Below are 12,846 nucleotides of genomic sequence, written 5' to 3'. Positions count from 1 at the left end.
ATGATGACCGGCTACTGGAAGAAGCCCGAACTGACCGCGCAGGTCATCCGCGACGGCTGGGTACGCACCGGCGACGTCGGCTACCTGGACGAAGCGGGCTACCTCTACCTGATGGACCGGGTCAAGGACATGGTCATCGTGGTGGGCGGGCACGTCTACCCGGGGGAGCTGGAGGATCTGCTGCACACCCACCCGGACGTCGCGCACTGCGCGGTCTTCGGCGTCCGCACCGCCGACGAGGAGGAGAAGGTGCACGTCGCCGTCGTCCCCGCACCGGGGCGCACGGTCGAGCCTGCCGCGATCACCGCGTTCGTGGTGGCGCACAAGGGCGCGATGTACGCGCCGAGCGGTGTGCACCAGGTGGACACCATCCCGCTCACGTCGGTCGGCAAGCCGGACAAGAAGCGGCTGAAGGCGGAGCTGGTGGAGGGGTAGCGGGCCCGAAGGCGGGGCGGGGCGGGGCGGGGCGGTCGTGGCCGGGGCGGCCGCTGTCGTGCGCGGGGTCCGCGTGGCAGGGACGCCCCCGTACCGAAGCCGCCGCCGGCGGCTCGCCCCGTCCGTCATCAATTCCTCACACCATGCGAGACACGACGTCATGAACAGCACGCATCCTGGTCAGCTCCTGTCCCCGCCGTACGCTTTCGACGAGCGTCCGCCCGGCCACCGCTTCGGAGACCCCGCCCCATGACCCGTGTGCTGCTCATCGAGGACGACCCCGCCGTACGCAAGGGTGTCCATCTCGCGCTGCGCCGCCGCGGGCACGAGGTCGAGACGGCGGCCAGCGGCGAGACCGGACTCCTCGCGCTGGACCGCTTCCGGCCGGAGCTGGTGCTGCTGGACCTGATGCTGCCCGGCATGAGCGGCCTGGAGGTGTGCCGCCGCATCCGCGAGACGCAGCAGATCCCGATCATCATCCTGTCGGCGCGCGGCGACGACATCGACATGGTGGTGGGGCTGGAGGCCGGCGCGGACGACTATGTGGTCAAGCCCGCCGGTGGCGAGGTGCTCCAGGCGCGGATGCGGGCGGTGCTGCGGCGGGTGGCGGGGGAGGGGCGCGGCGACGGGGCGCCGCAGGCGGATTCCGTGGCCGCCGCTTCCCCGCCCCGCGCCTCCGTCACGACGTACGGCGCGCTGACCATCGACCGCGCCGCCCTCCTGGTCGCCAAGAACGGCCACGCACTCGTCCTCGCCCCCTCCGAACTGAAGCTGCTGCTCTTTCTGTCCGACGCGCCCGGCCAGGTCTTCAGCCGCCAGCAGCTCCTCGAACAGGTCTGGGAGCACAGCTTCTACGGAGACGTACGGCTGGTGGACGCGTGCGTGATGCGGCTGCGCGCCAAGATCGAGGACGATTCGCGCGCGCCCACGTACGTCCAGACGGTACGGGGGTTCGGCTACCGCTTCGGACCGCTGTGAGCACCGGGGCGTCCCGGCGCGGGAGCGCGTCGGCGCGGGGCAGGAGCGCGCCGGCGCGGCGCCGGGGACGGCTGAGCGCCGTGTACACCCGGTGGCGCGGGCTGCGCACCCGCCTCATCGTCGGCTTCCTCGTCGTCTCCGCGCTCAGCGCGCTGATCACCGCGGCGCTCACCTTCCGGCAGGCCCGTACGGCGATACTGGCCCGCACGCAGAACACCGCCGTGCACGACCTGCGCGCCCAGCTCCAGTCCCTCGGCCCCGACCTGCCGTTCCCCCCGCAACGCGAGGACCTGCAAAACCTCGTCGTCCAGCTCGACCGGGCCGGCGGGTCCCGGAACTGGCGCACGTACGCGCAGTACGAGGACACGCCGGTGGTGCCGGGGCCGTGGGGCACGGGCCCCGGTGGGACGGCGCCGGAGGAAGGCGGAGCGGCTGCGGGTGGGGTTCGGGCGGCCGGCGGGGCGGTTGCGGATGGGGCCCAAACGGTCGGCGGAGCGGCTGCGGGCGGGGTCCGGGCGGGCGGCAGCGCGGTCACCGACGGCCTGCGCGCCGCCGTGCGCGAGCACCACGCGCCCATCTTCCAGCGCGTCGACCGGGGCGGGCAGCCCTGGCTCGCGATCGGCGTGCCGGTGGATTTCACGGCCCCGGACGCCCCCGCCCCCGGAACAACCAGCACCCCCGGCGCACCCTCCTCCTCTCCCACCTCTCCCACCTCTTCTTCCCCCTCCTCCCCACCCGGCGTCACCAAACCCTCCGGCCTCATCGTCTACGCCGAATTCGCCCTCGACGACGAACAGGCCGACATCTCCGCCCTGGTCACCGCCGCCCAGGCCGGCGCGCTGCCCGCGCTCGCGCTGGCCGTCGTGCCCGCGCTGTTCGCCGCCCGCCGCGTACTGCTGCCGGTACGCCGTCTGCGCGAAGCCGCCGAACGCATCACCTCCGGCGAACTGGACACCCGCTCCCCGGTGACCGGCCGCGACGAACTCGCCGACCTCACCGTCACCTTCAACGAGATGGCCCGCGCCCTGGAGAAGGACGACGCCGAACTGCGCCGCATGGAGGCCAACGCGCGGCGCTTCGCCGCCGACGTCTCCCACGAACTGCGCACCCCGCTGGCCGCCATGTCCGCCGTCACCGAGGTCCTCGACGAGGACGCGGCCCGGCTGGACCCGGACACCGCCGACGCCGTACGCCTGATCAGCGACGAGACCACCAAGCTCGCCCGCATGGTGGAAGACCTGATCGAGGTCTCACGCTTCGACGCGGGCGCCGCCGACCTGCTCCTGGACGAGATCGACGTCGCCGTCGCCCTGCGCAAGACGCTCCAGCTGCGCGGCTGGCAGGACCAGGTGGAGACCGGCCTCCCGGAGGGCCTGCGGGTCCGCCTCGACCCACGCCGTATCGACGTGGTCGTGGCCAACCTGGTCGGCAACGCGCTGCGGCACGGCGGCGCCCCCGTACGGCTGACGGCGTCCACGACGTCGGGACGGCTCCGTATCGACGTGGCCGACCAGGGCCCCGGCATCGACCCGGAGGCCCTTCCGCACGTCTTCGACCGCTTCTTCAAGGCCGACGCCGCCCGCGCCCGCTCCAGCGGCAGCGGTCTGGGCCTGGCCATCGCGATGGAGAACGTACGGCTGCACGGGGGCACGCTGCGCGCCGCCAACGGGCCGGGCGGGGGAGCGGTGTTCACGGTGGAGCTGCCGCTGGAGCCGACGACGGGACCGGGCCCTGGGCACGGCCCGGGTCCTGGGCGCGGGCCGGGTCCTGGGCGCGGCCCGGGTCCTGGGCGCGGCCCGGGACCTGAGCGAGAGGCCACCCCCTCCCCAACAACCTCTCCCACCCCTCCAATTTCTTCCACCCCTCCCACCCCCGAGGACCGCCCATGAGGAGCCCGACCCGAGCGGCGCCGGGCGCGGCCACGGCCTCCTACCTGGCGCTCTTCGTCACGATCCTCCTTGTCCCGGCCCTCTTCCTCACCGGCTGCGGCATCGCCCCCACCGGCTACGTCCAGGCAGGCGCCCCCGCTCAGGGCATCCGGCAGCCGGGCACCGACACCTACACCGCCCGGATCTTCTTCCTCTCCCCGCTCGGCATCCACGCCGCCGCCCGCCCGGCCGACGGCCCGGTCGGCCCCCAGGAAGCCCTCGACCTGCTGATGAAGGGGCCCACCGCCGCCGAACAGGCGCGCGGACTGGTCAGCGTGGTGCCGCCGATGCCCGGCGGGCTGACCGCCGTACCCACGACCGGCGCGGTCAGCGTCCACCTCCCGACACCGGTGGCCCGGATGGAGGCGGCGGCGGTCCACCAGATCGCGTGCACCGCCGCCCACGCCGCCATCCTCGGCGGCCGCCCGGCCACTCAGGTCGACGTCCGGATGTACGAGCCGGAGAGCCGGGGCAGCCCTTGGACGGTGCGCTGTTCCAGCAACGGACTGGCCCTGCCGACCGCCGGCCCCGACACCAGGCAGAACCCCACCCCGAACGCCTCCCCGTCCCCCACCGCGAAAGCCCCGTCGTCCCCCGCCCCGTGAGCCTTCCCGGCCCCCACCCCACCAGCCTCCCGAGCCCCCCGCCCCGCACCCCCGAAGTACTCCCTGACCAGGCGGCTTTGTCAGTGGTCGGCACTAAAATTGGAGGCAGTAAGGAAGCAGTCCAGGACTGCTTCTCCGCTGCCCCAGGAGGTTGCCGATGGCCGTAGCCACACTGCCCACGAGCACCGCGGTCGCGAAGAAGACCGCGTCGGCCGCCAAGGCCGCGAGGGCCACGACGACCGCGTACGGCAAGACCGCCGCGCGCCGGGTGGTCCGCCGCACGCCGATGGCCAAGAAGCCGCTGCCCGCCGGCCTCCCGCGCGAGTGGTACGAAGCCCACAACCGCCGCCTGAAAGCCATGCGCCTGGCGATAGCCCTGCTCGACGGCGGTGTCTACACCCCGGAGCGGGCCCGCAACCGCACCATCCGCACCACCGCGGCCCGGATCGGAGTGCACCCGCCCTCCAACACGACCTGCCGCCTGGTCCGTTCCCTAATCACCGAGAACGCCCGCTGAACCGGCAGGCGACGCGCCGCCGCCTGCGCGCGAACACGAGCGACGACTCCCACCGACCCTGACCGACCACGGCCCGGCAGCCGCCGCGCACGCCCACCTTCATCGGCCCCGTTTTCGCTCCGCTCCTGACCCACTCCAGACGTCCTGACCTGACCGGCCCCTCCCGGCCCGACCGGGAGGGGCCACACGTCATGCCCAAAAACGCAGGTCAGCGACGCCTTCGCCGCATCTACGGCATTCCGGCGACCCGAGGCACCACCCGGGCCGCCGAAGTCCCCAGCCCGGTAGGCCGACCACTCCACCCGTGGCCCCCCGTACCGACCTTCGTCGAGCCGCCCTGAACACCAACCCCACCAACCCCACCAACCCTCTCCAACGCCACCCCTGACCCTCCCTTGTGCCGCCGCAAATCCTCCTCCCGATACCGCCGGCATCCCCGGTGCCAGGTGAGGATCCCGGACATCCAGTTCTCCAGTTCCTTCACATACCCGTCCAGCAGTTCCCGTGCCTCGGCCGAAAGGTCGAAATCGTCGTACAGCACCGGGAGTTCGTTCGCCGCCACATGCTGGAACTCCCGCATGCGTGACGTCATGAGGTCATGGACGATCGCGAGCGCCGTCGGGTAGTCGCAGTCGAAGAAGTTCTGCACCACCAGAATCCCGTTGTGCACTTCCCCTCGTACTCGATCTCCTTCTGGTACGAGAACACGTCGTTCAGCAGCGTCGCGTAGTCGGTGGCCGCGTTCTCCAGGGACCGCATCGGGCCACTCCGGTAGACCTCCTCAGGAACGCGCCGCCCGTGCCCGATACGGCTCAGACTCATCGTCATGTCCGAGCCGAACGTCGCCCGCCGCATCTCGACGTAGTCCACCGGATCGGGAATGCGGTGCAGCGCCTGATTCTCCAGCTCCCAGATCCACGCGGCCGTCATCACCTCGACGGAGTCCCGGAACATCTGCCGCGCCCGGGTGTCCATCGACTCCGTGGTCCGACGCCACAGATCCGCCAGCCCGCGTTCCATCGCATTCACCGGCTCCGGAGCGGCCGCGCCTCCTCCACCTTCTCCACGGGCATGAACGCCGAAAGCCGCGCATTGCACGCCTTGGCCCCGGCGATGTCCCGCGTAGCCCCGAACACCGCGGGGTAGTAGTCGTCCCCGTACGTCCCCCAGGTCAGCCACTGCGACTCCAGGTCCAGTTCATCCGGCCCCGCATCGGGGTGCAGCCCGGCAGCGCACAGCGGAAAGTCATAATCCGAGACCTTCTCCACGCTCCAGACATCCGACAGCGGCACCCCTGCCTGCGGCCGCAACATCCCCATGTCTCCGGCCCACTCCACCGTGTTCACCCGGGCCGCGTCCAGGTGCGGACTCAACGTCGTCGCGAACGGCATGTAGAAGTCCGGCAACCGTGAGGGCCCCACCTTCCGGTACGGCTGGTGCGTGAAGTTCCGCAGCCGCTTGGCCCCCGTAACCGCCATCGCCCGCCGGACATCGACCCCGGAAGTCCCGATCCCCCCGAACACAAAAGGCGACCAGCCTTCCGCACCCCCACCTACCTTCTCCCCACCCCCGTTCATATACCGACTCGACCTCATGTGCCATTCATGGCCACCCGACTGCCAGTCCTGCAACCCCTTGGCATAAGCCAGCACATCCGCGCACTCCCGCGGACCCAGCCCCTTCTCCGCGAACAGCACCGGCAGCTCCGTCACCACCGTGTTCTCGAACTGCTGCACCCGAGAGGTGATCAGATCGTTGACCGCGTCCGCCGCCTCCTGAGTGCTGCACCCGAAGAAGTTCTCCAGCACCAGCACCCCATTGCTGAGCTCTCCTTCCTCCTCGGTCTCCCGCTGGTACGAGAACAGATCGTTCCGCAGATGCACCCCGTCCGAGAACGCGTCCTTCAGCACCCGCAACGGCCGCGACCCGGCAACCGCCGCCGGCACCTCGGCCCCCGCCGCGAACTCCACCAGCCCCGCCGACCACGGCGCCCCGCCGACCTTCCGGCGCATCTCGATGTATTCGACGGGATTCGGCAACCGCCCCGCGTTGATGTTCGAAAGCTCCCACAGCGACTCGTTGAGCAAATGCTCGGTGTTCTCCCGGAAACGAGCCCGCCACCCCTCCGACATCGAAGGCACCGTCCGCGCCCACAGATCCGCCAGCCCCGCCTCCACCGGGTTGGTGGGCTCCGGCACCGGCGTGTCCAGCTCCATCGGCATGAACAACGGCAACCGGTCCAGATAGGCCTTCCCGCCGACCCGATCCTGCGTCCGCTTGAAAGCCTCCAAAAAATGATCGTCGAAGAAGAAGACCCACACGTACCAGTCCGTTACCAGCGACAGCACGTCCGCCGAGCAGTCCGGATGCGTATACGCACACAGCAACGCGTAATCATGCGCATCCAGATCCCCCTCCTCCCAGATCCCCGACCCCTCCAGCATCCCCATCCCCCGGGCCCACTCCTTCGCATGCCCGCGAGCCTCCTCCACATGCGCATTCAACCGCGCCGGATACGGCAGATAGAACCCCGGCAATTCAAACGGCTGCCCCACCACTGCAAAATCCTTTCGCCGACCAACTTCCCCATCCACCAGGACAAGCGCCCCCTTCACGCAGGCAAGCCCCCCGCCCACCTCCCCACGCCACCCGCCCAGCGGCCACAGCACTACCCACCCCACCCACCACTTATCCACCGCCTTGACAGACCGCAAGTGCGTGTGATTCCCCCTACTTTCCCACCGATATCGCACGCATTTGCGACATCGCATGGCGACGGCCGCCCGGGAGTAGTGTCCGCGGCAACAACACACATCACGGAGTCGGCTGCATGACATACGGACATGACGACGACGCTGCTCCACGCATCGGACGGAACATCGCGCGGGCCCGTAAAGCCCGCGGCCTGACACAGCTCCAGTTAGCCCAACGCATCCCCTGCTCGAAGTCCCTGGTGGAACGGGGGCACCAGCCCGCCACGCCCTCTTTCACCGCGGGCGCCGCGCGAGCACTCAACATCCGTCTGGGCCACCTCACCGGCCAGCCCTACGAAGACCCCCACCGGGGACGCGTCCACGTAACGATCCCTGACATCCAGCGCTCCATGCTCAGTTAGGACTTGCCCGCCGACGACCTACCGGCTCGCCCCCTCGACGCTCTCACCGCCGACGTGAGCCGAATTCCCGCCCTCGGCCGTAAGGCCCGGTACGGACAACTCGGTGCGGCCCTCCCAGCGCTACTGGACGATCTATTTGCGCTCCCAAGCCATGGACCGGACGCAGTGGGCTGCCCGGGAGCCGGGTGATCATCTGCGTATGGCCCGTACGCAGTGGGAGCGCTCGACACTGTTCCTCCAGGCCGCGACGTACGGCCGAGGCAGGAAACTGCTGGACCGCGTACGTCATGACCTCGGTGAAGACATCGCACACATGGACCCGGCCACACTCAGCGTGCACGGCGCCTCCCATCTGCGTGCGGCGATATTCGCCGCACGAGCCTCCGATGCGAGTGCCGCGCAAGAGCACCTGGACGCGGCCGCGGATGCCGCCCGGTTGCTGGGCGAGGACGCCAACCACTACGGCTTGGAATTCGGGCCGGACAACGTTGCGATACATCGCCTCGGTGTTGCCGTGGAGACGAACGACGCCCCCGAAGTCATCCGCCTGACACGAACCACGCGCCTGCCGAGCACGGTCGCGCCCGTAAGGGCCGGCTACTGGTACATCGACGCTGCAAAGGGATTGCTCGATCACGGACAGTGTGAATTCTGGACCCGCGCTCCGCTCCGGACGGGCGGCTGACCGCAAGCAAGAAGACGGTCGCCGCCCGCAGCGCCTGAACGAAGCAGCGAGGGCCGCTACCCCGATTTCGGAGTAGCGGCCCTCGCGGTGAGCATGACGTCAGGGGACTGACGATCCCGCCTCTTAGATGTCGAAGTACAGCCGAGAAACGGCCCTGACCTGCAAGCTTCCTAGGATCGACTGATCACCGGTGCACAATGGGTGCACACGACGGGCTCCTCCGCAGCCCAGAGGCCAGAACCTCACCGCGACGCTGGCTCGCTGAACGGCAACTCGTCCCGCGGACCAGCCCTCCCGGCCTCCCCCAGCGAAGCAGCGAGGATCTGACAGACCTCAACTCGTTACCCCTGGTCGCATTCTTCTAGCATCGCGTGACCTGATACTGAGGCCACTTAGCCGATGCTCAGTGAGCAGTCACTCGCGCCCACCAGGCGGTTGCCCCCTTAGGACGGATTGGAGGTGCGCGGCTGCCGAGCGCTCCCCGGCTGGGTCCCCCGCCTCACGGAAGAGCGAAGCCGCGAGGGCAAGGGAGATGGCAGCTTCTTCGAGGCGTTGGACAGTCGCGAGTGTCACACCGCGGCTCGCCAGGGCTCTGGCCTGACCTTCGTGGTCACCAGACTCAGCGTAGCGTTCCGCAGAGGCCGCGAAGGCATCTATGGCCGGCTCTGGACGGCCTGAAGCTTTGAGAGCTGAGCCGAGGTGACTCAGCGCCTCGGCCTCACTCGCGCGATTGCCAACTGCACGCGCGGTGCACGCTGCATTGTCGAAGGCATTGGCGGCCTCATCGAAACGCTGCATCTCGTGCAGAGTTCCACCAAGTTGAATCAGCGCCACAGCCTCGGCAGCCTGATCGCTGGCCTCACGCAAGACATTCACAGCGTGTGCAAGGCCATCGACGGCTGCATCGGGGAGGCCGTCCGCTCTGAGAGCTGCTCCGCGGTTGGTCAGCGCCCTGCCCTCTGCCCGGTGATCCCCGGCTTCACGAAGTGCCTTCGCAGCCGTGGCGTAGACATCTGCAGCCTCTCTGAATCGCCGCATCGGCATGAGAGCCACTCCAAGGTCCATCAGCGCTTCTCCTTCGAGGAGACGGTCACCTGCATCGCAAAATGCTTCTGCGGCAGCCTTGTAGGAGTTGATCGACTCGTCGTGCCTCTCCGCTCCTTGAAGGGCAGAGCCAAGGGTCTGGAGCGCTTGACCCTCGCAGTGTCGGTCATGGACCTGGCGAAAGTATCCGACGGCACTTGTGCAGGCATCTGCGGCGTCGTCGAACTGGCGCGCCCGCAAAAGTGTCGAAGCCAAGTTGTGGAGGGCGGCACCCGTGCTGTGCTGGTCGCCAGTAAGACGGAAGGTGGCAACGGCTTCCCTCCCGGAGGTCATCGCTTCTTTGAGTTTGCGCTCCGATCTCAGAACTGTGCTGAGGTTGGACAACGCTGCGCCCTCGCCGTGACGATCTCCAACCCCTCGGAAGGCTGCGGCTGCGGCCCGTAGAAATTCCGCAGCGTCTTCATTCTTCCCTGTCTCGGTCAGGACCGCCCCGAGAGCACTGTGCGCCTTGGCTTGTCCGTGTAGATCGCTGATCTCTCGAAATAGAACAGAGGAACCCAAAAGGATATCTATCGATTCGTCAAATCTGCCGTCGCCCTGAAGTGCAATCCCAAGGTTGATGAGTGCAGTTCCCTCGTTGAAGCGATCGCCGCTATCGCGAAATATTTCCACAGCATCATTCAATGCTTCAATAGCCTCCGCATGCCTGTGTAACTCGACCAAGGACGCGCCGAGATTGACGAGCACTCTTCCCTTGCCATGAAGATCCTCCATTTCGCAATACATGTTCAGGGCCCTGTTGAGGGCGTCCAGAGCCTCATCGGCTCTACCCAAGGATTCGAGCGTCAGCCCTAGGTTTGCCAAGGCGTGTGCCTCGTTCTGAATATTTCCGGTCTTGCGGGCTGCAGTGGCAGCAAGGTTGAGGATTTCGATCGCCTCGTTGAATCGCTGTATCTCGGTCAGTGCTCCGCCGAGGCGCATCAGAGCCGAGCCTTCCGTGTGGTCATCTCCGACCTCGCGGAGGATAGCCAGAGCGTCCTTGAGGTGATTGATGGCTTCGCTATGTCGGCGTAATTCCATCAGGCCGGCGCCAAGGTTGGCTAGCGCTAGACCTTCAGCCCGACGTGCCCTGACCTCCCGTGAAAGGGTGACTGCAATATGCAAATTGTGGACGGCGTCTTCATACTCTCGCATCTCGATCATGGCAGCGCCGAGGTTCGTGACCGCCCCGGCTGCAACATGAATATCGCCGGTCTCACGGAAAATGGCTATCGCCGGGGCAAGGGCGCTGGATGCTTCATGGAAGCGTCGGGTCTGCATGAGGGCAGCACCGAGATTGTTGAGAATCATTCCTGTGCTGCGCCGGTCACCTATGGTTTGACACGCCTCCAGAGCGAGTGACGAGACTTCTATCAGATCATCGAAATACCGGCTGTAGTTGAGAAAATTCGCGATATCTGCAGCTAGTTCTATGGCGACCCTGTTGTGACCGATGCGGGGAGCCTTCGCGATTGCTGCTATGAGGTTGGTGCGCTCAGCCTCCAGCCACTCCAACGCCATTTTATGTCCGGCGAAATGATCAGACGGCTCAGCCCCAGGCTCAAGATGAAGATTCGCGGCATAGACGCTGCGCTGATAATGGTTCAGGAGTCGAGTGACAGCGGCTTGGCGGTCCGCCTGGCCCCCATACGCTTCCCCGCAGTCACTCGCGTACAGACGGACGAGATCGTGCATATACCACCGCCCCCAGGTATTGCCGGCATTTATCAGATGTGCGCGCGAGAGGTCAGCTAGGAGAGTTTCAGCTGAAGCTCTATCCAGGTCGATCAAGTGGGCGACAGATTCGCTGGATACGTCCGGGCCAGGATTGAGAGGAAGTAGGTGAAATAGGCGAGCTTGAGGTGCAGTCAACCTTTCATAGGAAAGGGTGAAGGCTGATTGCACAGCCCTATCGTTTCGCTTCAGATGGTTCAGACGCGTTTGAGCCTCAGCCAAGGCTTCGCGTACGGAGGACAAAGGGCGTGCAGGTATGTCAGCGAGCAAGTTTGCACAGATATCGAGAGCTAAGGGGAGATGCCCGCAGAGTTCCGCGATCTCCGTCGCATCGTCAGGCTCGTGGTCGACGCGAGTGTCGCCGGGGCCCCGAGCGTGGCGCAGAGCGGCGCGAATCAGTCCAACCGACTCATCAGGGTGCAGCACCGGTACTTCGTACAGGCGGGCACCCACGTCGAGCGTGTCCCGGGAGGTTATCAAGGCGGCAGTGACGTCGTCGTTTGGCAGAAGAGGACGCACTTGCTCAGAGCTGGAGACGTTGTCCAGGACAATAAGGATCCGTTTGCCCTGCTCGGCGTAGGCTGCCAGCACGGTGCGGAAGAGACGCGAGCGACTCTGTATATCGTCTGGTATGTGCTCGACTGGTATCGCGAGCGAACGCAGTAGCCCGTCCAACGCCCGTTCTGGGGTTACGCGGCGTTCGGCGTCGTAGCCGTGGAGGTCCAGGAACAAGGCTCCGCCGGGAAACCAGTTGGGCGTCTTGACTCCTTGAGCGGCCACCTGCAGAACGAGCTCCGTCTTACCGACCCCTGCCAACCCAGACACCGCAACACGCGGCTTCATCTGTTGTTGACCGTCCGGAGCGATCTGGTCCAGCAGCTGTGATCTCAGCACCTCCCTGCCGGTGAAGCTCGGAGAACCCGGAGGCAGGCCGGACAGGGCCGGGGTGACCTTCGGAGGTAGCTGGAGCGTGATGTCGCGCCCCTGGATCACAGCCTGTAAGAAGACCCCGCCCGTGATCTTGTTCGTTACGTCCACACTCGCGCTCCAAGAATCGGACCTGCCTGAGACTTGCGTCAACGCTCGTGTCGCTGGGCCGGCCACCCGCTTCCGGGGCAATGCCGTCCCCCACCCACGTTGATACGGACATCATTGCAGTCCGGTGCCCCGAGAGCTGGGCATCCCATGTGGCGTGCTGATGGGGTGGCTGCTTCTTCGGGTGGCTGGACATTACCTGGTTAGCCTGCGAGGAACCGTGGCTTCTCCTAGCGTGTCTACTTCTGCTGAGTGTGTGTAGTAACGAAAGGTGGTGCAGGGTGGACCCGGTGTCGGTTGGACTGTTGGCGGCGTTGGCGGGGGAGTCGGCGGCGAGGTCGGCAAGCAGGCGTGGACAGGGCTAAGTGATCTGGTGAGGCGCCCGTTCCAGCGCGGCCACGGCACTGTGGACGTTCCTGTGGTCAGTTCAGGGGAAGCGGAATTGGCGAGGCTGGAGCAGGCGCCGAACGATCTGGCGCGGGCCCAGGCACTCAGTACGGTGTTGGCGGTGCGCGCCGCTGTAGATGCAGGCTTCTGCGCTGATTTGCACCAGTGGCATGCCGCGGCGAAGTTGGTACGCGCGGGCGACGGTGACGTGAGCAATGCGATCAGCGGAGGCACCTTCAACGGCCCGACGCTGCAAGGCAGGGACTTCTCGGGAGTTTCCTTCGCCAGCGCATCCCCTCTGCCAGCCGCTTCTGGGGCTGATACATCACTACAGGAATGAGGAG

At 67.0% G+C, this 12,846-nt stretch carries 9 protein-coding genes and 1 pseudogene; 8 read left to right on the top strand and 2 right to left on the bottom strand.

All coding sequences use genetic code 11. The annotated features are described in order from the left end of the window. From ACEXOX_RS15320 to ACEXOX_RS15300, 5 genes are all read left to right on the top strand, one after another. Positions 1-435, top strand: a complete 435-nt coding sequence (locus ACEXOX_RS15320; RefSeq protein WP_406526355.1) for a class I adenylate-forming enzyme family protein — start codon at positions 1-3, stop codon at positions 433-435. Positions 436-684: 249 nt separating this feature from the next. Then, positions 685-1,413, top strand: coding sequence for a response regulator (locus ACEXOX_RS15315; RefSeq protein ID WP_406521197.1), 729 nt, complete (start codon positions 685-687; stop codon positions 1,411-1,413). Positions 1,414-1,493: 80 nt separating this feature from the next. Beyond that, the gene (locus ACEXOX_RS15310) at positions 1,494-3,302 is read left to right on the top strand and encodes a sensor histidine kinase (RefSeq protein WP_406521196.1); all 1,809 of its coding nucleotides are present in this window, start codon (positions 1,494-1,496) and stop codon (positions 3,300-3,302) included. Continuing rightward, positions 3,299-3,946 carry a hypothetical protein gene (locus ACEXOX_RS15305; RefSeq protein WP_406521194.1) on the top strand — a complete coding sequence of 216 codons (648 nt, stop codon included), beginning with the start codon at positions 3,299-3,301 and terminating at the stop codon, positions 3,944-3,946. The genes ACEXOX_RS15310 and ACEXOX_RS15305 overlap by 4 nt, the downstream gene beginning before the upstream one ends. Positions 3,947-4,103: 157 nt before the next feature. Further along, complete coding sequence (locus tag ACEXOX_RS15300) at positions 4,104-4,463, top strand: hypothetical protein (protein WP_406521192.1); 360 nt, start codon at positions 4,104-4,106, stop codon at positions 4,461-4,463. Between the two features lie 229 nt (positions 4,464-4,692). Here ACEXOX_RS15300 and ACEXOX_RS15295 read toward each other — a convergent pair. Beyond that, positions 4,693-7,018 (bottom strand): annotated as a pseudogene (locus ACEXOX_RS15295) (germacradienol/geosmin synthase). Between the two features lie 275 nt (positions 7,019-7,293). On the opposite strand from ACEXOX_RS15295, the gene ACEXOX_RS15290 reads away from it, so the two are divergent. Together ACEXOX_RS15290 and ACEXOX_RS15285 are read left to right on the top strand one after the other, a co-directional pair. Next, entirely contained in the window at positions 7,294-7,578 is a 285-nt protein-coding gene (locus ACEXOX_RS15290; protein ID WP_406521190.1) for a multiprotein-bridging factor 1 family protein, read from the top strand. A gap of 199 nt (positions 7,579-7,777) precedes the next feature. Further along, complete coding sequence (locus ACEXOX_RS15285) at positions 7,778-8,263, top strand: hypothetical protein (protein ID WP_406521188.1); 486 nt, start codon at positions 7,778-7,780, stop codon at positions 8,261-8,263. Between the two features lie 414 nt (positions 8,264-8,677). On the opposite strand, the gene ACEXOX_RS15280 is transcribed toward ACEXOX_RS15285, so the two are convergent. After that, entirely contained in the window at positions 8,678-12,118 is a 3,441-nt protein-coding gene (locus tag ACEXOX_RS15280) for a tetratricopeptide repeat protein (protein WP_406521186.1), read from the bottom strand. Between the two features lie 403 nt (positions 12,119-12,521). On the opposite strand from ACEXOX_RS15280, the gene ACEXOX_RS15275 reads away from it, so the two are divergent. Continuing rightward, on the top strand, positions 12,522-12,842 hold the full coding sequence (locus tag ACEXOX_RS15275) for a hypothetical protein (RefSeq protein WP_406521184.1): 321 nt from the start codon (positions 12,522-12,524) through the stop codon (positions 12,840-12,842). The last annotated feature ends 4 nt before the right edge of the window (positions 12,843-12,846 follow it).

It is taken from the genome of Streptomyces sp. Ac-502, from assembly GCF_045222935.1.
In the GTDB taxonomy this organism is placed as follows: domain Bacteria; phylum Actinomycetota; class Actinomycetes; order Streptomycetales; family Streptomycetaceae; genus Streptomyces; species Streptomyces monomycini.
This window is presented reverse-complemented; position numbering and strand designations above follow the sequence as displayed.

Coding starts and splice junctions, on each gene's coding strand:
- ACEXOX_RS15320 (WP_406526355.1), top strand. CDS start 1: ATGATGACCGGCTACTGGAAGAAGCCCGAACTGACCGCGCAGGTCATC.
- ACEXOX_RS15315 (WP_406521197.1), top strand. CDS start 685: ATGACCCGTGTGCTGCTCATCGAGGACGACCCCGCCGTACGCAAGGGT.
- ACEXOX_RS15305 (WP_406521194.1), top strand. CDS start 3,299: ATGAGGAGCCCGACCCGAGCGGCGCCGGGCGCGGCCACGGCCTCCTAC.
- ACEXOX_RS15300 (WP_406521192.1), top strand. CDS start 4,104: ATGGCCGTAGCCACACTGCCCACGAGCACCGCGGTCGCGAAGAAGACC.
- ACEXOX_RS15290 (WP_406521190.1), top strand. CDS start 7,294: ATGACATACGGACATGACGACGACGCTGCTCCACGCATCGGACGGAAC.
- ACEXOX_RS15285 (WP_406521188.1), top strand. CDS start 7,778: ATGGCCCGTACGCAGTGGGAGCGCTCGACACTGTTCCTCCAGGCCGCG.